This is a genomic window from Streptomyces sp. NPDC012825, from assembly GCF_042900925.1.
GTDB lineage: Bacteria > Actinomycetota > Actinomycetes > Streptomycetales > Streptomycetaceae > Streptomyces.
On the sequence record NZ_JBIBBZ010000010.1, the window covers coordinates 90,090 to 109,572 of the forward strand.

The 19,483-nt window shown below is 75.5% G+C and carries 20 protein-coding genes; 9 read left to right on the top strand and 11 right to left on the bottom strand.

Features of this window, described 5'->3' with window-relative positions:
* Positions 1 to 259 precede the first annotated feature (259 nt).
* Together ACFY7E_RS21380 and ACFY7E_RS21385 are read left to right on the top strand one after the other, a co-directional pair.
* On the top strand, positions 260 to 2,083 hold the full coding sequence (locus ACFY7E_RS21380; RefSeq protein ID WP_389487074.1) for an AMP-dependent synthetase/ligase: 1,824 nt from the start codon (positions 260 to 262) through the stop codon (positions 2,081 to 2,083).
* Positions 2,084 to 2,242: 159 nt separating this feature from the next.
* Positions 2,243 to 3,037, top strand: coding sequence for an aldo/keto reductase (locus ACFY7E_RS21385; RefSeq protein ID WP_389487326.1), 795 nt, complete (start codon positions 2,243 to 2,245; stop codon positions 3,035 to 3,037).
* 85 nt (positions 3,038 to 3,122) lie between these two features.
* Here the strand turns inward: ACFY7E_RS21385 and ACFY7E_RS21390 are convergent, their stop codons facing one another.
* The gene (locus ACFY7E_RS21390) at positions 3,123 to 3,428 is read right to left on the bottom strand and encodes a 4a-hydroxytetrahydrobiopterin dehydratase (RefSeq protein ID WP_383440901.1); all 306 of its coding nucleotides are present in this window, start codon (positions 3,426 to 3,428) and stop codon (positions 3,123 to 3,125) included.
* A 102-nt stretch (positions 3,429 to 3,530) separates the two neighbouring features.
* Between ACFY7E_RS21390 and ACFY7E_RS21395 the strand changes: the two genes are divergently transcribed.
* Positions 3,531 to 4,355: a helix-turn-helix domain-containing protein gene (locus ACFY7E_RS21395; RefSeq protein WP_389487077.1), complete on the top strand. Its 825-nt coding sequence runs from the start codon at positions 3,531 to 3,533 to the stop codon at positions 4,353 to 4,355.
* On the opposite strand, the gene ACFY7E_RS21400 is transcribed toward ACFY7E_RS21395, so the two are convergent.
* The 6 genes from ACFY7E_RS21400 to ACFY7E_RS21425 all read right to left on the bottom strand — a co-directional run bounded on the left by ACFY7E_RS21400 (position 4,345) and on the right by ACFY7E_RS21425 (position 10,439).
* On the bottom strand, positions 4,345 to 4,761 hold the full coding sequence (locus ACFY7E_RS21400) for a hypothetical protein (RefSeq protein WP_389487079.1): 417 nt from the start codon (positions 4,759 to 4,761) through the stop codon (positions 4,345 to 4,347). The two genes, ACFY7E_RS21395 and ACFY7E_RS21400, sit on opposite strands and share 11 nt — an antisense overlap.
* Positions 4,762 to 4,948: 187 nt before the next feature.
* The gene (locus tag ACFY7E_RS21405) at positions 4,949 to 5,119 is read right to left on the bottom strand and encodes a hypothetical protein (protein ID WP_383440907.1); all 171 of its coding nucleotides are present in this window, start codon (positions 5,117 to 5,119) and stop codon (positions 4,949 to 4,951) included.
* Positions 5,120 to 5,180: 61 nt separating this feature from the next.
* Positions 5,181 to 5,561, bottom strand: coding sequence for a hypothetical protein (locus tag ACFY7E_RS21410; protein WP_389487081.1), 381 nt, complete (start codon positions 5,559 to 5,561; stop codon positions 5,181 to 5,183).
* Between the two features lie 508 nt (positions 5,562 to 6,069).
* Positions 6,070 to 7,539, bottom strand: a complete 1,470-nt coding sequence (locus ACFY7E_RS21415; protein WP_389487083.1) for an amino acid permease — start codon at positions 7,537 to 7,539, stop codon at positions 6,070 to 6,072.
* Between the two features lie 67 nt (positions 7,540 to 7,606).
* The gene (locus ACFY7E_RS21420; protein ID WP_389487328.1) at positions 7,607 to 9,760 is read right to left on the bottom strand and encodes an alkaline phosphatase family protein; all 2,154 of its coding nucleotides are present in this window, start codon (positions 9,758 to 9,760) and stop codon (positions 7,607 to 7,609) included.
* A 274-nt stretch (positions 9,761 to 10,034) separates the two neighbouring features.
* A complete protein-coding gene (locus ACFY7E_RS21425) occupies positions 10,035 to 10,439 on the bottom strand; it encodes a recombinase family protein (protein WP_383440915.1) in 405 nt (134 codons plus the stop codon).
* Between the two features lie 116 nt (positions 10,440 to 10,555).
* Between ACFY7E_RS21425 and ACFY7E_RS21430 the strand changes: the two genes are divergently transcribed.
* Complete coding sequence (locus tag ACFY7E_RS21430; RefSeq protein WP_389487085.1) at positions 10,556 to 11,335, top strand: MBL fold metallo-hydrolase; 780 nt, start codon at positions 10,556 to 10,558, stop codon at positions 11,333 to 11,335.
* Positions 11,332 to 12,051: a DedA family protein gene (locus tag ACFY7E_RS21435; RefSeq protein ID WP_389487087.1), complete on the top strand. Its 720-nt coding sequence runs from the start codon at positions 11,332 to 11,334 to the stop codon at positions 12,049 to 12,051. Before ACFY7E_RS21430 ends, ACFY7E_RS21435 begins: the two co-directional genes overlap by 4 nt.
* On the opposite strand, the gene ACFY7E_RS21440 is transcribed toward ACFY7E_RS21435, so the two are convergent.
* The 3 genes from ACFY7E_RS21440 to ACFY7E_RS21450 form a co-directional block, all read right to left on the bottom strand.
* Positions 12,031 to 13,053: an MBL fold metallo-hydrolase gene (locus ACFY7E_RS21440; RefSeq protein WP_389487089.1), complete on the bottom strand. Its 1,023-nt coding sequence runs from the start codon at positions 13,051 to 13,053 to the stop codon at positions 12,031 to 12,033. The two genes, ACFY7E_RS21435 and ACFY7E_RS21440, sit on opposite strands and share 21 nt — an antisense overlap.
* Before the next feature lie 64 nt (positions 13,054 to 13,117).
* Positions 13,118 to 14,350, bottom strand: coding sequence for an aminotransferase class I/II-fold pyridoxal phosphate-dependent enzyme (locus ACFY7E_RS21445; protein WP_389487091.1), 1,233 nt, complete (start codon positions 14,348 to 14,350; stop codon positions 13,118 to 13,120).
* 128 nt (positions 14,351 to 14,478) lie between these two features.
* Positions 14,479 to 15,687 (bottom strand): sulfite oxidase, encoded by a 1,209-nt coding sequence (locus tag ACFY7E_RS21450; RefSeq protein WP_389487093.1) that lies wholly within the window; start codon positions 15,685 to 15,687, stop codon positions 14,479 to 14,481.
* A 198-nt stretch (positions 15,688 to 15,885) separates the two neighbouring features.
* Here ACFY7E_RS21450 and ACFY7E_RS21455 point away from each other — a divergent pair, with 198 nt between their 5' ends.
* The 3 genes from ACFY7E_RS21455 (at position 15,886) to ACFY7E_RS21465 (ending at position 17,912) form a co-directional block, all read left to right on the top strand.
* A complete protein-coding gene (locus ACFY7E_RS21455) occupies positions 15,886 to 16,503 on the top strand; it encodes a GNAT family N-acetyltransferase (protein ID WP_389487095.1) in 618 nt (205 codons plus the stop codon).
* 89 nt (positions 16,504 to 16,592) lie between these two features.
* Entirely contained in the window at positions 16,593 to 17,429 is an 837-nt protein-coding gene (locus tag ACFY7E_RS21460) for a methyltransferase domain-containing protein (protein ID WP_389487097.1), read from the top strand.
* Positions 17,430 to 17,579: 150 nt separating this feature from the next.
* Positions 17,580 to 17,912 carry a DUF6204 family protein gene (locus ACFY7E_RS21465; protein ID WP_389487099.1) on the top strand — a complete coding sequence of 111 codons (333 nt, stop codon included), beginning with the start codon at positions 17,580 to 17,582 and terminating at the stop codon, positions 17,910 to 17,912.
* Positions 17,913 to 18,047: 135 nt separating this feature from the next.
* Here ACFY7E_RS21465 and ACFY7E_RS21470 read toward each other — a convergent pair whose 3' ends face one another.
* Complete coding sequence (locus ACFY7E_RS21470) at positions 18,048 to 18,410, bottom strand: hypothetical protein (RefSeq protein ID WP_389487101.1); 363 nt, start codon at positions 18,408 to 18,410, stop codon at positions 18,048 to 18,050.
* Positions 18,411 to 18,665: 255 nt separating this feature from the next.
* Here ACFY7E_RS21470 and ACFY7E_RS21475 point away from each other — a divergent pair, with 255 nt between their 5' ends.
* Positions 18,666 to 19,421, top strand: a complete 756-nt coding sequence (locus tag ACFY7E_RS21475) for a GntR family transcriptional regulator (RefSeq protein WP_383440935.1) — start codon at positions 18,666 to 18,668, stop codon at positions 19,419 to 19,421.
* Positions 19,422 to 19,483 lie beyond the last annotated feature (62 nt).

Consider the following 19,483-nt stretch of genomic DNA (forward strand, 5'->3'; position numbering starts at 1 on the left):
GCCGCGCGAGCGGTCCGCCGTGGGCGGCCCGTACAGATTCCGTGGAGATTGGCGCCCGGCGGGCGTACCGTCCGGTACGCAATCCCCCCACCGGACCTCCGACTTGACCCCTCCACCCATTCTGACCTGTGCGAACGGTGGATGTCCCGGCTTGGTGAAGGTCCTCCCGCCGGGCAGGCGGGTGGGGTACCGTCGCCCGCGCCGTACGGAGAGCGACCAACGGGCTTTTCCAGCCATCGAGCCGTCGAGGAGCAGGTCAGTGCGCGAGTTCACCGTGCCGCCCGTCGAGGCGGCGCCTCAGGTGGGTGGTCTGGCGGACGCCGTGTTCGCGCACGCCCTGGCCGACCCGGACAGGGTCGCTTTCGGCCGCAAGGGCCCGGACGGGGAGTGGCGGGACGTGACGGCGGCCCGGTTCCGGGACGAGGTCGTGGGCCTCGCGAAGGGGCTGGTCGCGGAGGGCGTGCGGTTCGGCGACCGGGTCGCGATCATGGCCCGCACCCGGTACGAGTGGACGCTCTTCGACTTCGCCCTGTGGACGCTGGGCGCGCAGCCCGTGCCGGTCTACCCCACCTCCTCCGCCGACCAGGTCCTCTGGATGCTGCACGACGCCGAGGTCACGGCGTGCGTGGTGGAGCACGAGGACCACGCCATGACGATCGGCTCGGTGATCGACCGGCTGCCCCTGCTGCGGCGGCTGTGGCAGCTGGACGCGGGCGCGGTGGCGGAGGTGACGGCGGCGGGGGCCGGCATCGACGAGGAGGTCGTGCACCGGCACCGGCGGGCGGTGACCCCCGAGACGGTGGCGACGGTCGTCTACACGTCGGGGACGACCGGCCGGCCCAAGGGCTGCGTGATCACCCACTCCCACCTCATGTTCGAGACGGACATGGTGACGGGCCGCTGGGAGCCGGTGTTCCGCTCCCGGCCGGGGGAACAGGCCTCGACGCTGCTGTTCCTGCCGCTGGCCCACGTCTTCGGGCGGATGGTGGAGGTCGCGGCGGTCCGGGGCGGGGTGAAGCTGGGGCACCAGCCCGTGATGGCGGCGGCCGACCTGCTCCCCGACCTGGCGGCCTTCCGGCCGAGTTTCGTCCTGGCCGTGCCGTACGTCTTCGAGAAGGTCTTCCACGCGGCCCGGCGCAGGGTGGAGAGCGAGGGCAGGGCGGGCCCCTTCGACAAGGCGGTGGAGGTGGCGGTGGCGTACGCGGAGGCGCTGGAGCAGAAGGCGTTCGGGCGCGGGCCGGGACCGTCGGCGGCGCTGCGCGTGCAGCACCGGTTCTTCGAGAGGACGGTGTACGGGAAGGTCCGCGGGGCCCTGGGCGGGCGGGTCCGGCACGCGATGTCGGGCGGTTCGGCCATGGACCGCCGGCTGGGCCTCTTCTTCGCGGGGGCGGGGGTCACGGTCTTCGAGGGGTACGGGCTCACCGAGTCCTCGGCGGCCGCCACGGCGAATCCGCCGGAGCGGATCAAGTACGGCACGGTCGGGCAGCCGGTGCCGGGGACGACCGTGCACATCGCGGAGGACGGGGAGGTGTGGCTGCGCGGCGGCCAGGTCTTCTCCGGCTACCTCAACGACCCGGAGGCGACCGCCGCCGTCCTCGACGACGGCTGGCTGGCCACCGGGGACATCGGCAGCCTCGACGAGGACGGCTATCTGACGATCACCGGGCGGAAGAAGGAGATCCTGGTGACCTCGGGCGGCAAGAGCGTCTCCCCCGGGGCCCTGGAGGAGCGGGTGCGGGCGCATCCGCTGATCGCCCAGTGCATCGTCGTCGGCGACGACCGGCCGTACGTCGCGGCCCTGGTGACGCTCGACCGGGAGGCGGTGGAGCACTGGCTCGCGATCCAGGGGCGGCCGCCGCTCTCCCCGGCCGAGCTGGTGCGCGACCCTGCCCTGGAGACGGAGATCCGGCGGGGCGTGGTCGCGGCGAACACGCTGGTCTCGCAGGCCGAGTCGATCCGGACCTTCCGCATCCTGGCGCACCCCTTCAGCGAGGAGCACGGGCTGCTCACCCCCTCCCTGAAGCTGAAGCGGAGGGCGATCGAGCGGGCGTACGCGACGGAGGTCGCGGCGCTGTACGGCTGAGGCGGGACCCCGGACGACCGGAACGCGCGTCGCGGAATGCGGGACGGCCCGTGATCGTTGACGCTGGGAGTACCCCGTACGACCACACGACGTAAGGATCTCCCTCACGTGAGCACGGACAGCAAGGTTCCCCAGGTCACCCTGAACAACGGCGTGTCGATGCCGCAGCTGGGCTTCGGCGTCTGGCAGGTGCCGGACGCCGAGGCGGAGAAGGCCGTGGCGACCGCCCTGGAGGCCGGCTACCGCTCGATCGACACCGCCGCGATCTACGAGAACGAGCGGGGCACCGGCCGCGCCGTCACCGCGTCCGGGATCGCCCGCGAGGACCTGTTCGTCACCACCAAGCTGTGGAACAGCGAGCAGGGTCACGACGCGACGCTGCGCGCCTTCGACGCCTCCCTCGACAAGCTGGGCCTCGACCACGTCGACCTGTACCTGATCCACTGGCCGGTGCCGGAGAAGGACGCGTACGTCGACACGTACCGGGCGTTCGAGAAGATCCTCGCGGACGGGCGCGCCAGGGCGATCGGCGTGTCGAACTTCCTCCCGGAGCACCTGGAGCGGCTGATCGGCGAGACGTCGGTCGTGCCCGCCGTCAATCAGATCGAGCTGCACCCGCAGCTCTCCCAGCGGGCCTCGCGCGAGGCGCACGCCCGGTACGGCATCGCGACCGAGGCGTGGTCGCCGCTCGGCCAGGGCAGGGGACTCCTGGAGGTCCCGGCGATCGTCGCGATCGCGCAGAAGCACGGCCGGACCCCGGCCCAGGTGGTGCTGCGCTGGCACCTCCAGCTGGGGAACGTGGTGATCCCCAAGTCGGTCACCCCCTCGCGCATCCGCGAGAACATCGACGTCTTCGGCTTCGAGCTGGACGACGAGGACCTGGCCGGGATCGCCGCCCTCGACGAGAACCGCCGCCTCGGCCCGGACCCGGCGGAGTTCAACGTCGGCGCCTGACCGTCCGTACGGAGGACACCGGGGGCGCCGGGGCCGTGTCGACGGCCCCGGCGCCCCCGGTGCGTAGGGCGGGGCGGGGGTCGGCTCAGCGGGCGCCGTGGCCGGGGGCGATCCGCTCGACGCGTTCGGCGAGTTCGAAGTCCTTCTCGGTGAGGGCGCCGCCCGCCGAGTGGGTGTGGACGGAGAGGGCGACGGAGTCGTAGCCGAGCGTCAGGTCGGAGTGGTGGTCCAGCTCCTGCTGGATCCGCGCCACGTGGACGACGAGGGCGGTCGCCGCGAAGTGGTCGCCGAGCCGGTAGGCGCGGGTGAGGCGGTCGCCTTCGACGGACCAGCCGGGGAGTTCCCTCAGACGGTCCTCGATCTCCTTCTGGGACAGCGGTTCCGTGGGCACGGCGGTGCTCCCTCCGGTGGGGTGGCGGGCGGGCGGTGGTGAAGGTGCGCGGGGGTTCCCGGGAAAGGTACCCGGCCCGCCCCTCTGGGATACCGTCTGGCCATGACGACCGTCGTGAACGACACGGGAGTGGGGCCGCTGCTGCGCGGATGGCGGGAGCGGCGCCGGTTGAGCCAGTTGGAACTGGCGCTGCGGGCGGGCTCGTCGGCGCGGCACATCTCGTTCGTGGAGACGGGGCGCTCCCGGCCGAGCGAGGAGATGGTCCTGCGGCTCGCCGAACACCTGGAGGTGCCGGTGCGGGAGCGGAACGCGCTGCTGCTGTCCGCCGGTTACGCCCCCCGGTACGCGGAGACGCCGCTCGACGCCCCGCGCCTGGAGGCGCTCCGGGAGGGCGTCGAGCGGCTGCTGCGGGGGTACGAGCCGTATCCGGCGCTCGTGGTGGACGGCTCGTACACGGTGGTGGCGGCCAACCGGGGCGTCGGGCTGCTGCTCGGCGGGCTGCCCGAGCACCTGCTGACCCCGCCGCTGAACACGATGCGGATCGCCCTGCACCCGGAGGGGCTGGCGTCCCGGATCAGGAACCTGCGGGAGTGGCGGGCCCATCTGCTGGCCCAGATGGAGCGTCAGATCGGGCTCGTCCGTTCGGAGTCGCTGCGCGCGCTGTACGAGGAGGTGGCGGCCTATCCGCCGCCCGCCGGCGCGGGGAGCGGGCCGGAGGAGGCGGAGGAGGAGTCGTATCCGTACTTCGCGCTGCCGATGCGGATCGAGCACGACGGGCGGGTGCTGTCGTTCGTGTCGTCGATCTCGACGTTCAACACCCCGATGGACGTGACGGTCGCCGAGCTGGCCATCGAGACGCTGATCCCGGCCGATCCGGAGACGGCCGCGTACCTGCGGTCGCTCGCGGAGGCGCCTTCTAGCGGCTGACGGCCCGCAGCGCGGTCCACTGGAGCACCGCGAACCCGGCGACGGTGACCGCCTGGAGCGGTGTCCACACCAGGCCGGCGGTGGTCGGCTCCAGCCGGGTGAGCAGGGCGACGAGGCTCAGGGCGGCCCACAGCAGGTTCGCGTCGACGACGAGCTTCACGGCGGGTGCCGGGGGCTGCGGGCGGCTCGCGAGCCAGGCGACCCCGGCGGCGAACACGCTCAGGAACAGGCCGAGTTCGAACAGCAGGTCCGCGTCGATCCCGAGGAGTTCGCCGAGGGGCCGGGAGGCGGCGGCATAGGCGACGCCGTTGGCCCCGGTGACGACGGCGTCGAGGGCGAGGAAGCGGCGCAGCGCCGTGTGGGGGCGGGTGGTGCGGGCGAGTCCGGCGAGCAGGGCCTGGGACATGGCGGATCACCTTCCGGGAGGCGTTCGTGCTGGTGGTGGGCCCGGAGCCCGGACGGAGTGCGCCGCCCGGGTTCCGGTGTCCACGAGCATGCCGGGCGGCGGGGGGCGGGTCGATGACGCGGGAGGTAATGCCGGGGGGCCGGGGGCTCCGGATCGGATCCCCCTTGAGCCCCGGGTCCCCCCGGACTCAGCGGACGGGTTCGTTCCGGGACGTGGGCGGTTCCGGGGCGGGGGCGGGTGCCGGTTCCGGGGCGGCGGCCGGAGCGCCGGTCTCGGGTGCGGCGCGGTCGGCACGCCGGGTACGGGAGGCCTCGGCGCGCAGCAGGGCGTGGAGGACGGCGAACGGGTCGACGGGCATGGCGGAGCTCCTCGCGGTGCGAAGGGTGATGTCGGAGGTACTGCCGGGAGGCGAGGGCCTCTCAGCAGCGCATCACCACGCACCGGAGCGGATCCCCGCGCGGAGCGGGTACGGAGGAGGGGACCGGGTTCCGGCGGCGGTCCCGGCGCCCGTGGGGCCCGCGCCGGGGTCCGGCGGGACGCGGGCGCGCGCGGCGCCGTCCCGTACGGGCGGGGAGCGCGGCCTCGGTGGCGGCCTGGTCGTGGGTCTCGCCGCCCGGGTCGGAGGCCGGGGCGGCGGCCGCGCGGGGCTGGGCGGCCCCGGGGAGCAGGGCCGCGGTCCCGGTCCCGAGCAGGGCGGCCAGGACGAGGAGGAGGACGACGAGCCGGCGGTGCCCGTCCGGGCGTGTCCGGCGCCCCGCGGGGGCGGCGGGCGCTGCGGACGGCTCGGGCGCGGGGCTCACGAAGATGCGTACTGCCCCGCCGCGGCCCCGGCGCGGCGCATCGGGCCCGAGATCCGCCCGGCCGGCCTAGGGCGTGTGTCGAAAGTCCCGTCTGCCCGAAGGGCAGGCCCGGCGGTGTCCGGTGCGTGCGATCGCAAGGCGGAGGGTCGCCCCGATACTGGTTGTACCGGGGCGACCCCGACGACGCGGCGAGCGTGCGTGCCGGGCGCCGCCGGGCAGGCGGGACTTTCGACACACGCCCTAGGGCCTGTCCGGTGGGTCAGGGTCGGGTAGGACGCGGCGTCTGGTGCATGGGGTCTCCCCAGGCCCGCAAGGGCCTGGGGGAAGCATCGCAAGGCGCCGGAGCGGCTCGATAGCGGAGCTGTCGGGACGTTTCGGCAACGCGGCGAGGTGCCGTGCCGGATGCCGCGGCCCCGGCCATGATCCACCGGACAGGCCCCAGGGGGTGCCTCGTCGATCACGCCGGATCGGGCAGCGGCGTCGGGCTCCGGGATTCACCGCCCGGCGGTCACGTCCCGGACGGGTCGTCGGCGGCCGCCGCGCGGTGTTCGCGGGCCGCCCTCCAGGCGTACACGAGGACGCCGGCGAAGAGGAAGAGGACGCCCTGGTAGACGGCGGCGTGGCCGGAGCCGGCGACCAGCCAGAGGGAGAAGCCGAAGGCGGCGAGGGTGAGGACGGCGTCGCGGACCAGACGGGGCCGGTTGACCCGGTCGGACCGCCCGGAGAGCAGGAAGTAGAGCTGCGCGGCGGTGGAGAGCAGGTAGGGCACGGTGGCGGTGAAGGTGGTGACGAGGACGAGGGTCTCGAAGACGCCGCCGGTGCCGGCCGTGTAGTTGTAGACGGTCAGGAGCGAGGCGAGGACGGCGGTCACGAGGACTCCGGCGGTCGGGACGCCGCGCCGCTTCCGGGCGAAGACCTTCGGGAAGAGTCCGTCGCGGGCCGCGGCGTACGGGGTCTGGGCGCTGAGCAGCGTCCAGCCGTTGAGGGCGCCGACCATGGAGACGAGGGCCATGCAGGCGACGGCGCTGCCGCCCCAGGAGCCGCCGAACACGAGGTTGACGGAGTCCGTGAAGGGGGCGGTGGAGGCGACCAGCCGCTCGTGCGGGACGGTGCCGAAGACGGACAGGGTGGTGAGGAGGTAGAGCGCGGCGGCGGCGAGGGTGCCGAGGACCGTGGCGCGGCCGACGTTGCGGCGCGGGTCGCGGACCTCGCCCGCGCTGACGGCGGCCGACTCGACGCCGAGGTAGCTGAAGAGCAGGATCGCGGCGGAGGCGGAGACGGCTCCGAGGGCGCCGTCCCCGCTCGCCCGGAAGGGGCCGAGGTTGGCGCTGTCGAAGGAGAGGAGGCCGCCGACGGCGACGAGGAGCAGCGGCAGGAACTTGAGCACGGTCGCCACGAGTTGGACGGCGCCCACGTAGCGGGTGCCGGCGAGGTTGGCGAGGGCCGGGAGCCACTGGAGGAGGAGCGCGGCGGCGATGGTGGCGGGCTTCGAGCCGTGGAGGGGGACCAGGACGTCGAGGTAGCCGACGGCGGCGACGGCGAGGGCGGCGTTGGAGACCCAGGTGGTGATCCAGTACGACCAGGCCGTCAGGAATCCGGCGAAGTCGCCGAAGGCCTCGCGGGCGTACACGTAGGGTCCGCCGGTCCTGGGGAGGCGGTGGGCGAGGCGGCCGAAGACGAGGGCGAGGGTGATCGCGCCGAGGGTGAGGACGCCGAAGGCGACCAGGCTGATGGTGCCGTAGGGAGCGACGGAGGCGGGGAGCAGGAAGATCCCGCCGCCGATGATGTTGCCCATGACCAGGGCGGTCGCGACCGGGAGGCCGAAACGCCGGGTGTGCTTGTCCGCGGGCGCGGCGCCGGTTCCGGGGGCGGAAGCGGTGCCGGGGGCGGGGACGGGGCTCGCCCCGGAGGCGGGGGCGGGACCGGTACCGGGGCCGGTCCGGGGTGGCCGCTGCGGAGTGGTGGGGGCCGTGCTCATGGGGGTGGTGCGCCTTCCGTCGTACAGATCCCGGACATGGTCCGGTAACGACGAACACGTGTCCAAATCAGCGCTTTTCGTCCTGTACGACCGGGTCACCAACCGGAAGATGTGGTTCCGATCGGTCCGGGAACGGCGAAATCTCCACCGGAACCTGTGGCCCCGAGGCCTCCCGCAGCCAGCGGCGCAGCACCCGGTGCACCTGCTCGGCTCCGACCAGCTCCTCCCCCTCCCCGACCGGCGGCGAGAGGTCCGGGGGCGACAGCAGGAAGGCTTCCGACTGCTCGCCGCCGAGGCCGCCGTGCGAGCCGATCTGCTCCTCGAAGGCGTGCACGGCGCCGGTCGCGGGGTCGTACATGGAGTTGACCATGATGTCCGCGACGTGCGGGAAGCCGTCCGTGCGCCGCACGGCCCGCGCCGCGCCCGGTCCGAACACGGCCAGCGGCCCGTCGTCGGTCAGGTCGGCGACCGGGACCTCGGTCCCGTCGCCGGCCAGGACCACCGAGCCGTGCTCGGCGCTCGCCACGAGGAGGAAGCCGACGCCCGGATGGTGGGCGAGGGTGCGGAGCAGGGCCGGGTGGCGCCGGTCCATCTCCTCCCGGGTCATCCGGTGCGGCACGTCGGGGAAGGAGACGAGACCGAGGTTGCCGGAGGCGAGGACCACCGGTTCGGAGGGCTTGGCGGGCAGCTCCCGCGCCGTCTCGTCGCTCTCGTCGACCGGCCGGTGCAGCGCGCTGCGCAGCGCGTCCCTGGCCGCGTCCCGCGCCTCCGAACCGCTGCGGGTGCGCCGCACCCGGCGCGGCACGGGCAGCCCGCACCCGGCCCTGACCAGGTCCTTGAGCGTCAGGCCGTACACCGACTCGAAGGTGTCGCCGGGGCTCTGCCCGTGGTCGGAGAGGAGCACGATCCGGTACGGGCGCGGGGCGTGCTCGGCGACGTCCGCGATCAGCGCGACCGCGCGGTCGAGGCTGCGCAGGACCTGGCGGGCGTCCCGGCCGTGCGGGCCGGAGTGGTGGGCCACCTCGTCGTACGCCACGAGGTCGGCGTAGACGGCGGTCCGGCCCGCCAGCATGTCCCCCATCACGGCCGCGACCACCACGTCCCGCTCCACGACCGTCGCGAAGGCGCGGACGAGGGGGTACGTGCCGCCGCGCGAGATCCTCGGCGTCTCGCGGCGCAGCCACGCCCGCGCCGACTGGCACGTCTCGCGGACGCACTCGGTGACGAACGACCCGGCGGTGCGGACCGCGTTGGCCGGGTCGGAGAAGTACGCGAAGTAGCCGGCCCGGGAGCGGTTGCGCCGGCCGCGCCGGGCGGCCACCGACAGGACGAGGGCGACCTGCTCGGCGCCGCCGCTGAAGAGGTTCCCCCGGGAGGCCCCGTCGAAGGCGAGGAGCCCGGCGTCGCCGGCGCGGCGCACCGCCCGCCGCTGGAGCTCGACGGCGCTCGCGGGGCGGTTCGACACCATGACCCGGCCGGTGTCCTTCTCGTACCAGCGGAAGGCGGGCACGTCCTCGTTGGAGCCGTGCAGGATGCCGAGCTGGCTGGCGCCGGTCTGGCTTGACCAGTCGGTGCGCCAGGGGGTGAGCCGGTGGCCGGCCTCCAGCAGGGCCGCGACGGTCGGCATGAGCCCGCCGGCGACGGCGTCGCGCAGCACGCGGTGGCCGACGCCGTCGAGCTGGAGGAAGACCGTGCCGGGGGTGGCCTCCGCCGAGTCGCCGGGGCCGCGGGGCCGGGTGCGGCCGGTGAGCCGGTAGAGGCGGCGCCGGTAGGCGTCGTCGTCGCGGACGGCGAGGGCCGTGGAGGTGCCGGAGGCGACGGCGGACAGGACGGCCGCGACCACGACGGCGGTCTCGGGGTCGGCGGCGGCGTCCCCCTCGGGGGTCAGCCGGAGCGCGACGAGCAGCAGCGAGCCGTTGAGGAAGAAGCCGAGCAGACCGAGGACGAGGGCCGGGACGAGCAGCAGGGCCCGGACGAGGAGCGGCCACACGAGCGCGCCGAGCAGACCGAAGGCGCCCGTCGCCCAGGCGGCGGTGATCGCGGTGCGGGTGAGGCTGTCCCCGTCGGGGGACTGGAGCTGGAAGTCGGGGAGCAGTCCCGCGAGGAGGAGCAGGGTGAGTGTGGACACCGCCCAGACCCCGATCACGCGCCCCAGCGCGCCCCCGGCGGCACGCCAGCCCCTCAGGGACCGCCAGTCCCGCAGGGGCCGCCGGCCCTTCATGGACGGCTGTCCCGTCCCGGACGGCTGTCCCGTCCCGGACCGCCGGTGGTCGGCGCCGCCCCCTCGCCCGTCACCCACGCACGCCTCGCCTTTCGTCCGCCTCGCCTTTCGGCCGTTTCCCGCCCCAAGCGTGTCACAACGCCCTTGGCGGGACCGGAGGAGGAGGGAGGAGGAGCGACGCCCCTCGGGAGCCGTCGTACCCGGCGGCGGGCGCCGGAACCAGGAGGCGGCGGAGGTCTGGATCAGGAGACGCCCGGATCAGGACGAGCCGGGATCAGGAGCCGTCGTACCCGGCGGTGGGCATCGAGAGCCGCCGGTGCACCCCGGCCTTGGCCGCCGTGTCGTACACCGGTTCGTCGCAGCGGACCGTCTCCAGGCGCACCCCGCGCCGCTCGCACTCGGCGCGGAAGCCGGGCACCGAGGTCAGCGCGCGGGCGAGGACCCGTTCGCTGGCCGCGACGAAGAGGTCGACCGCGCCGGCCTCCACGTCCGCCCACAGCGCCTCGTGGTCGGGCCGGATGCCGTAGAACAGCAGCTGGCGGGCGATCACATACCCCTTGTCCTCGGCCCAGCGCGCGCACACCGCGTGCTGGCCGCGCGTGTCGACGAGGAAGGGTTCGCTGTCGAGCTCTTCGAGCGGGGTGAGGCTGGCGATCGCCGCCACCCGAACGTCGTCCATGGAGGGACCCTACTGCGGGAAGCCGCGGTCGAACATCCTCCGGTGTCCGCTCCGGACATCTACCCTCGGTACGGGGGTACGGAGAGTCCGAAGGCGCGGAACGGACGGAAGGCGGCATGCCGGTGGAGGTCACCTGGTGGGGTCACGCGACCTGCACGGTCGAGGACTCCGGGGTCCGCTTCCTCACCGATCCGCTGTTCGCGCGGCGGCTCGCCCATCTGCGGCGCCGGCGCGGCGCCCCGCCGCCGCCCGGGGCCGCCGCCGCCGAGGCCGTCCTCGTCTCGCACCTGCACTCCGACCACCTCCACCTGCCGTCCCTCGCGCGGCTCGCGCCCGGGACGCGGCTCCTGGTGCCGCGCGGGGCCCCCGCCGCCGTGCCGGGCCTGCGCCGGCTCGCGCGCTCCGGGCTGCGGCTCACCGAGGTGGAGGCGGGCGACGCGGTGACGGTGGAGGGCGTGACGGTACGGGCCGTCCCCGCGCTCCACGACGGGCGGCGGCTGCCCGTGGGGCCGCACCGGGCGCCGGCGCTCGGCTACGTCGTCGAGGGCGAGGCGCGGACGTACTTCGCCGGGGACACCGGTCTCTTCGACGGCATGGCGGAGGCGGTGGGCCCGGTGGACGTGGCGCTGTTGCCGGTCGGCGGCTGGGGGCCGTACCTGGGGCCCGGTCACCTGGACGCGGGCCGCGCCGCCGAGGCGCTCGCGGAGCTGTCCCCGGCGGCGGCGGTGCCGGTGCACTACGGCACGTACTGGCCGATCGGGCTCGACGGGGTCCGGCCGCACGAGTTCCACTCCCCCGGGGACGAGTTCGTCCGGCACGCGGCGCGTCTGGCGCCGAAGGTGGCGGTGCACCTGCTCGGGCACGGCGAGCGGGTGCGGCCGGAGATCGCCCGGTGATCGACGGGATCGCCCGGTTCGTCGCGGTGGTGCGCGAGCTGCCGTCGGAGTCCACGCAGCAGGCGGTCGGCTATCCCTCGCTGTTCCTGCTCGTGGCGCTCGGCGCGCTGCTGCCGGTGGTGCCGACGGGCGCGATCGTCAGCTCGGCGGCGGTGGTGGCGTTCCACCGGACCTCGCCGCTGTCGCTGCTCCTCGTCTTCCTGGTGGCGGCGTCCGCCGCGTGCCTCGGGGACGCGGCGCTGTACTGGCTGGGGCGGCGCGGAGTGCACTCCGACAAGGGCTCGCGGTGGCTGGCCGCCCTGGAGAACCGGGTCACGCCGGAGCGGCTCGCGCACGCGCGGGAGCGGCTCGACACTCACCAGGTGTCGGTGCTCGTCCTGTCCCGGCTCGTGCCGGCGGGCCGGATCCCGGTGATGCTGGCGTGCCTGCTCGCGGAGATGCCGCTGCGCCGCTTCGTCCGGGGGGACGTGGCGGCCTGTCTGGCGTGGGCGGCGACGTACCAGCTGATCGGGATCCTGGGCGGTTCGCTCTTCCCGGAGCCGTGGCAGGGGGTCGTGGCGGCAGTGGTCCTGACGGTGCTGGTCAGCGCGGCCCCGGCGCTGTGGCGGCGGGTGCGGGGGGCGCGGCCCGGGTCCCCGGCGGCGGGCGGCGCGGGCCCGGGCTCCGGCACGGGGGTTCCCGAAGGGCCGGGCGGGTCACGGCACGAGCACCCGTGAGCCGCCGATCGGCAGGTCCCACAGGTCCTCGCGGGCGAGTCCGGCCCGCTGCCAGGCGGCTCTGACCCGGGTGAGCGGTTCGAGGACGGGCTCGGAGGAGAGGACGAAGGTGGCCCAGTGCATGGGCGCCATCCGCTTGGCCCCCAGGTCGCGGTGGGCCCGGACGGCCTCCTCGGGGTCGGTGTGGACGTCGCGGAGCCACCAGCGCGGTTCGTAGGCGCCGATCGGGAGCAGTGCCAGGTCGATGCCGGGGTGGCGGCGGCCGATCTCGGCGAACCAGTGGCCGTATCCGGTGTCCCCGGCGAAGTACACGCGGTGTCCGGAGCGGTCGGTGAGCACCCAGCCGCCCCACAGGGAGCGGCAGGTGTCCAGGAGGGTGCGCTTGGACCAGTGGTGGGCGGGGACGAAGTCGAAGCGCACGCCGTCGAGTTCGGCCGCCTCCCACCAGTCGAGTTCGGTGACCCGGCTGAACCGGCGGCGGGTGAACCAGCGGCCGAGGCCGGCCGGGACGAAGACGGGGGTGTCGCGGGGCAACCGCTTCAGGGTGGGGGCGTCGAGGTGGTCGAAGTGGTTGTGGCTGATGACGACGGCGTCGACGGGCGGCAGGTCCTCCCAGCGGACCCCGACGGGGGTGAGCCGGGCGGGGGTGCCGAGGATGCGGCGGGACCAGACCGGGTCGGTGAGGACGGTGAGGCCGCCGACGCGCACCACCCAGCTGGCGTGCCCGGCCCAGGTGACGGCGAGGGTGTCGGGTCCCGCGGGCGGCAGCGGGCCGGGTTCGAAGGGGAGCAGGGGGGTGTCGCGGAGGCCCTCGGGCCGGGGGCGCACGGCCCCTTCGCGGGCGAGGCGGGCCATGGCCAGGACGCCGGGCAGGGGCACGGTGAGCCGGTCGGCGAAGGTGCGGGGCCAGTCGTGCCGCAGCCGGCCGACGGGCTGGAGGGCGGGCGCGGGGGCCGTGGCGCGTTCGGTTTCGTACGGGGCGGCTGCCGTCCGTTCGGTCATCTGCGGGCTCCGTTCCGCTCGGCGCTTCATGGCGGGCTCGTGGGGCGTCGGCGCGCGGCCGGGGTCACCGGAGTTCCTCCAGCGCGGCGCCGAAGTCCGCGAGGGCCCGGGCCACCCGGGGAAGCTCCGGAGGGTCTTCGGCCCCGAGGGCCTCGGTCCGCTCCTCCCCCGTGGTTCCCAGGAACATGCGCGTGCCGAAGCGGACCCGCAGGGCGCCGAGTTCGTCGCCGAAGCGGTGGCCGCCGGCCGCCGGGGCGCCGAGCCGTCCGGTGAGGAGGGTCTCCAGTTCCAGGGAGTCGGTGACGCCCCGGGCGGCGAGGCCGGCCCGCAGCGGTCCGAGGTCGGCGTAGAGGTGGCGGCCGGCCTGCGGGGGCAGGGAGAGCGCCCCGGCGGCGAGGACCGCGTGGTGCGCGGCCCGGGCGAGACGCCCGTGGACGGCGGCGGCGCGGCGGGCCGGCGCGGTGACGTCCTCGGGTTCGTCGAGGGCGTGGGCGACGGCGGGGGCCAGGGGGCCGGGGACGACGGAGCCGAGGGCGGTGAGGACGTCGAGGACGCGGGCACGGGGGTCGGTCCAGCGGTCGGCGCGGGAGGGGTCGGTGGGCGGGAAGCGGGCGACGGCGCAGGGCCAGGCGGCGGGGGTGAGGGCGCCGCCGAGGTCGCTGAGGACGGTGACGTCGTCCGGGCACATCTCGGCGGGGCTGACGAGCACGGTGTCGTGCGGGTCGTGGCGGGTGTCGCGCCAGGTCTCGTCGCTGACGACGTGGAGGCCCTCGGCGACGGCGGCCTCGCAGGCCTCGCGGACGAGTTCGGGCGGGGCGACGGTGCCGGTGGGGTCGTCGGCGACGGAGAGCAGCAGGACGCGGGGGTGGCCGCCCTCGGCGCGGATCCGCCGGACGGTCTCCAGGAGGGCGTACGGGTCGGGGACGCCGCCGCACTCGGCGGGGGTGGGCACGTGGTACGCGGGGCGGCCGAGGAGCCGGGCCTGCGGGGCCCACCAGGCGGGGCAGGGCCGGGGCAGCAGGAGGTCGCCGCCGTGGGCGGCCATCAGGGCCAGGAGGAGGGCGGGGGCGCCGGGGGCGGCGACCACGTCCTCGGGGTGGGTGCGCAGGCCCCGGCGCCACCAGTGTCCGGCGGCGGCCTCGCGCAGGACGGGGCCGCCGCCGGGCGGCTCGGGGCCGGTGCGTCCGGCGGCGGCGGAGAGGAGGCCGGCGAGCACGGGCGGGACGGGCAGGCCGGTGTCGGGGGCGGGGGGACCGTAGCGCACCGGGCCGCGCCCTTCCGGAGCCTTCTGCGGCATGACCCGTACCTCCTGAGCGCACGGGGGCGCCGGGCACGGCACCCTCGTGCCCTTTATACGGAGTCTCGGGCGGTTCCGCCGCTTCTGGGGTCGGCCCGGAGGACGGTGCGGACGTCTCCCCGGGCGGCTCAGACGACGGTGACGGGGTGGCGCACGGCCGCGTCGAAGAGGTAGCCCTGGGTGTTGTGGACGGCCCGTTCGGGCTGGACGTTGCCGGCGGCGTCGGTGGTGCGGGAGAGCAGGGTGACCTGTCCGGCGCGGTGCGGGCGCCAGGGGGCGCTCCAGCGGACCCAGCCGTCGCGCCGGGGCGCGTCGTGGAGCTGGGCCGGACGCCAGCGGGCGCCGCCGTCGGTGGAGACCTCCACCTTCCGCACGGGGGCGAGGGCGGACCAGGCGCGGCCGGTGAGCCGGTGGACGCGGCCGGCCTCCAGGACGGCTCCGGAGGGGAGCTGGTAGCCGGACTTGAGGACCTGACGGCCGAGCGGGGCGCTGCCGCCCCCGGGGTGGGCGTCGCCGAAGAGCCGGTACCAGTCGGTGGACCAGGGCGAGGTCAGCGGGCGGGTGGAGACCTCGATGTCGCCGAGCCACTTGATGGAGGCGATGCCTATCCAGGAGGGCACGACGAGCCGGACGGGGTGTCCGTGGTCGTACGGGAGGGGCTCGCCGTTCATCTCGTACGCGAGGATCACGTCGTCCAGGGCCTTGGCGAGCGGCAGCGGGCGGCGCACCCGGCCGTAGTCGATGCCGCCGGAGACGTACGGGTCGTCGAGGCCGCGCGGCTGGACGGCGACGGCGTCGCGGGCGATCCCGGCGCGCCGGAGCACGTCGGCGAGGCGGACGCCGCGCCAGCGGGCGGCTCCGACGGCGCCCAGGGTCCAGGCGGTGCCGGTGACGGCCTCGCCCTGCTGGCTCGCGTAGAAGCTGCGGCCGTTGCCGGCGCATTCGACGAGGGCCGTCCGGGTGACGGACGGCAGGTCGCGCAGCTGCCCGTAGGTGAAGTGGACGGGGCGGCCGCCGTGGAGGCCGTCGCCCCAGAGCGTCAGGCGCCAGTCGCGGGCGTCGAGGACGGGGGTGGAGGTGTGGTTGCGGACGAAGAAGCGGTCGGCGGGGGTGAGGTGTCCGGTGTCCGCGAAGGCGTCGAACCGTGCCTCGGCGTTGGTGCCCCGGACGGTGAAGTGCTCGGCGGGGAGCGGCTTGACGATCCCGGGCGCGGTGGGACCCGCGGTCGCCGCCCGTGCGGGGGCCGCGGCGGCGAGGCCGCCGAGGGCGGACACCGCCGGGCTCGCGGCGAGCAGCTTCAGCAGGGAGCGTCGGGCGGGCGCGGGCGAGTACGGCACGGGTCTCCTCGGCGGACGGAAGGGGGGAACGGCCGAACGGGCGGCGCGCCGATCCTAGGGGCGCGGGGCGCGTTCGGACGGCCCGTTCACAGGCCTGTCACAGAGGCTTCGCGGGGCCTGGCAGACGTGAGGTCGCCCTCCGGTCGGAGCCGGAAAATGCGAGGCCGGCGGAAGGGTGCCCGGCGCAGAATGCACGGCATGCCGATACGTGAAGCGCTTCCCGGGGACGCGGCCGCCCTCGCCGCCGTACACGTGCTGTCCTGGCGGGCCGCCTACCGCGAACTGCTCCCCGGCCCGTACCTGGAGGGCCTGGACGTGGAGGAGCGCGCCGCCACCTGGCACGCCCGCCTGACGGCCCCGGACCGGCCCACCGTGCTGCTGGCGACGGACGGGGAGGGGGACGTCGGGGGCGGGGAGGGGGCTGCCGGGGACGGGGAGGGGGGCGTCGGGGGCGGGGAGGAGGCTGCCGGGGACGGGAAGAGGCGCGTCGGGGGCGGGCGGCCGGTCGCCTTCGCCTGCTTCCGTCCCTGGCCGGGCGAGGGGTTCGACCCCGCGCCCACGGCCGAGCTGGCGGCGCTGTACGCCCTGCCGGAGGTCTGGGGCACGGGGATCGGCCGGGCGCTCCTGTCCGTGACCACCGGGGCGCTCGTCGAGGCCGGTTTCCGTTCGGCGGCGCTGTGGGTGTTCGCGGGGAACGGGCGGGCCCGACGGTTCTACGAGGCGGCGGGCTGGCGGGCGGACGGCAAGGCCGTACGGGAGGAGACGGGCGGCCGGGTCCTGGAGGAACTCCGTTACCGAAGAGATCTGTTGAGGTAAGAGGATGTCCATATAGTAAGACACGGGTCTCACAGTTCGACATGGCGGCATACGGTGAGGGCACGCACCCACACCGAGGGAGTCGGTCCATGACGCACGCCTCCGCCCCGTCCACGGCCCACGAGACCGCCGTCTACACCCACGGCCACCACGAGTCGGTCCTGCGCTCGCACAGCTGGCGGACCGCCGCCAACTCCGCGGCCTACCTGCTGCCCGAACTGCGGGCGGGACTGGACGTCCTGGACGTGGGGTGCGGGCCCGGCACCATCACCGCCGACCTGGCCGCGCTGGTCGCACCGGGCCGCGTGACCGGGGTCGACGCCGCCGAGGACGTACTGACCGGGGCCCGCGCCGTCGCGGACGAACGCGGCCTGGACAACGTCCGGTTCGCCGTGGCCGACGTGCACGCCCTGGACTTCCCCGACGACTCCTTCGACGTCGTCCACGCCCACCAGGTGCTCCAGCACGTCGGGGACCCGGTCCGGGCGCTGCGCGAGATGCGGCGGGTGTGCCGCCCCGGCGGGATCGTCGCGGCCCGGGACAGCGACTACGGAGCCTTCGCCTGGTTCCCCGAAGTGCCCGTCCTGGACGGGTGGCTGGAGCTGTACCACCGGGTCGCGCGCGCCAACGGCGGCGAACCGGACGCGGGCCGGCGCCTGTACTCCTGGGCCCGGCGGGCCGGCTTCACGGACGTCACGGCGACCGCCGGCACCTGGTGCTTCGCCACCCCGGAGGAACGGGCCTGGTGGAGCGGCCTGTGGGCGGACCGCACGACCGCCTCCGGCTACGCCGCCCTGGCCGTCTCCGGCGGCCACGCGACCGCCGGCGAGCTGGCGGCGATCGGCGAGGCCTGGCGGGAGTGGGGCGGCCGGGAGGACGCCTGGTTCATGGTCCCTCACGGCGAGATCCTGTGCCGGGTGCCCTGACCGCCGCTCCGGGACCCGGGGCCGGAGGACGGCCAGGGGCCGGGCGGATATTCCGGGCGGCGCGGGTGCCCGGCGTCGTACGGTGACGGGTCGGCGCGCCGCCGTGGCGTGCCGGGAGCGGTGGCACCAGTGGCACAGGGAGTACGAGGAATGGGCACGCAGCACACCTACCGGGTCATCGTGCGCGGCACGTTCGACGGTCTGTCGGAGGAGAGCCGGTCCCGGCTGCTCGCCGAGGCGGACGACCACGGCCTGACGGCGATGCAGTTCACGGAGGAGGGCTCGCTGGCCTACGACCGGACGCTGAAGCACTTCTCGTACCGCCTGGTCGTCGTCTCGGCCGCCGAGGACGGCGAGGAGATGGCGGGCGCGCTCGCGGAGGAGCGGGTGGAGACGGCCCTCGGGGAGCTGGGCCACGGGTACAAGGGGCTGCGCTCGACCGTGACGGACCTCGACACGATGAAGATCAACTACAAGCGCTGAATCCCGGGCCGGGCGGAAGTCGCGGCCTCCGGGGCCGTGATCGGAGGTACGGGTCGGCGTCTCCGGAGGACGGGTGCGGGGCCGAGGGGCCCGGGTGCGGACCCGGCCCGAGTCCGGGTCCGGGTCCGGCACCCGTCAGCGCCGGGCCGTGCGGACGCGGAGCGGGCAGGTCTCGCCCCTGCGGACGACTCCGATCATGACGGTGGTCCGCCGGTCGAGGCCCGCGCCCGCCGCCGGGTACTGGGTGCAGACCTGCCGGCGCGAGGGCCGGAGCACCCGCCGGTCCCGTCCGCTCACGTCGTGGACGTCGAGCCGGGTCCGGCGGTCGAGACGGGTGAAGACCCGCCACAGGCCCAGGCCCAGGAAGTCCGGCACCGTCCGTTTCTCCGTGTCGTCCCCGGTCCCGGTCCCGGCCCGGGAGGTCTCCTCCGCCGAGGTCGCGGCGACGGCCGCGAGCGCGAGGAGCGCGCCCGCGCCGACGACGGCGGCCCGCCTCACTTCCGCCTCCGGGCGGGCACGGAGGCCCCGCCGGAGCGGGACGCTCCCGCGCCCGTCGCCGGCTCCCTGCCCTGGGGATCCTCGGGACTCATCGATTCAGGGCCTCTCCTCGTCGTACCGCCGTGCCGGGCGCCGCCGTGGGACCAGAATGAGGGGACGGGCGCCCCGCCGTGACGGTGGGAAGAGCCGTACGGGTGACTTGTCAGACAACGTAATCCGGTTACGGTGGTGCCGAGAACGGGAAGAGGAGGGGCCGTGGCGGTGAGCGGACAGCGGCGGCGGCCGGTCGTGGCGCTCTACGAGCGGATCGCGGACGCCGTCCACGACGGCACGTATCCCCCGGGCTCCACGCTCCCCTCCGAGCCGAAGCTCGCCGCCGAGCTGGGCGTGAGCCGGCCCGCCCTGCGCGAGGCGCTGCTGCTGCTCCAGGAGGACGGCGTCCTCACCGTGCGGCGCGGGGTCGGCCGGACCGTGAACGACCGCCCGCCCCGGCGCGGCTTCGAGCAGGTCCAGCCGCTGGAGGAGCTGATCGGCGGGGGCACCCCGCTCCGCGTGCGGGCGCTGCTGCGGACGGTCGAGGAGCCCACCGACTTCACCACCCAGCACCTGCTCGCCCCGGCCCGCGCCGAGCTGCGGTTCTGGGAGTCCGTGCTGTTCGGGGAGGGTGCGACGGCGGCCCTGAGCCACGAGTGGGCGGCGGCCGACGACCTCCTCGACCGGGTGCACCCCGACTTCGCACGGGCCCTGCGGGAGGCGGACGGCGACGGACGCCCCGCCGCCTCCATGCTCTCGGTCCTGCTCGGGGCCTCCCGCGAGACGGCCCTGAGCGCGCACAGCGGCATCACGGCGACGCTGCTCGGGCGGCGGCGCGGGGAGCAGCTGGGGCGTCCCGCCGACACCCCCGCCGTCCTGGTCACCCAGGTCGTACGGGTCGGCGAGGTCCCGGTCCTGGCCGCCAAGCACATGCTGCCGACGGGCGCGCCCGCGCTGCCGGTGCTCCAGTCCCACTGAGCGGCCCGCCGGCCCCGGCCGGGCTCCGCCGCGAGCCCTGTCGGCGGCGTCACAGCACGCCC

What these genes read in the sequence shown, in the direction of transcription:
- ACFY7E_RS21385 (WP_389487326.1), top strand. Translation starts at nt 2,243, where the DNA reads ATGCCGCAGCTGGGCTTCGGCGTCTGGCAGGTGCCGGACGCCGAGGCG.
- ACFY7E_RS21395 (WP_389487077.1), top strand. Translation starts at nt 3,531, where the DNA reads ATGACGACCGTCGTGAACGACACGGGAGTGGGGCCGCTGCTGCGCGGA.
- ACFY7E_RS21400 (WP_389487079.1), bottom strand. Translation starts at nt 4,761, where the DNA reads ATGTCCCAGGCCCTGCTCGCCGGACTCGCCCGCACCACCCGCCCCCAC.
- ACFY7E_RS21405 (WP_383440907.1), bottom strand. Translation starts at nt 5,119, where the DNA reads ATGCCCGTCGACCCGTTCGCCGTCCTCCACGCCCTGCTGCGCGCCGAG.
- ACFY7E_RS21415 (WP_389487083.1), bottom strand. Translation starts at nt 7,539, where the DNA reads ATGAGCACGGCCCCCACCACTCCGCAGCGGCCACCCCGGACCGGCCCC.
- ACFY7E_RS21420 (WP_389487328.1), bottom strand. Translation starts at nt 9,760, where the DNA reads ATGAAGGGCCGGCGGCCCCTGCGGGACTGGCGGTCCCTGAGGGGCTGG.
- ACFY7E_RS21425 (WP_383440915.1), bottom strand. Translation starts at nt 10,439, where the DNA reads ATGGACGACGTTCGGGTGGCGGCGATCGCCAGCCTCACCCCGCTCGAA.
- ACFY7E_RS21430 (WP_389487085.1), top strand. Translation starts at nt 10,556, where the DNA reads ATGCCGGTGGAGGTCACCTGGTGGGGTCACGCGACCTGCACGGTCGAG.
- ACFY7E_RS21440 (WP_389487089.1), bottom strand. Translation starts at nt 13,053, where the DNA reads ATGACCGAACGGACGGCAGCCGCCCCGTACGAAACCGAACGCGCCACG.
- ACFY7E_RS21445 (WP_389487091.1), bottom strand. Translation starts at nt 14,350, where the DNA reads ATGCCGCAGAAGGCTCCGGAAGGGCGCGGCCCGGTGCGCTACGGTCCC.
- ACFY7E_RS21455 (WP_389487095.1), top strand. Translation starts at nt 15,886, where the DNA reads ATGCCGATACGTGAAGCGCTTCCCGGGGACGCGGCCGCCCTCGCCGCC.
- ACFY7E_RS21460 (WP_389487097.1), top strand. Translation starts at nt 16,593, where the DNA reads ATGACGCACGCCTCCGCCCCGTCCACGGCCCACGAGACCGCCGTCTAC.
- ACFY7E_RS21465 (WP_389487099.1), top strand. Translation starts at nt 17,580, where the DNA reads ATGGGCACGCAGCACACCTACCGGGTCATCGTGCGCGGCACGTTCGAC.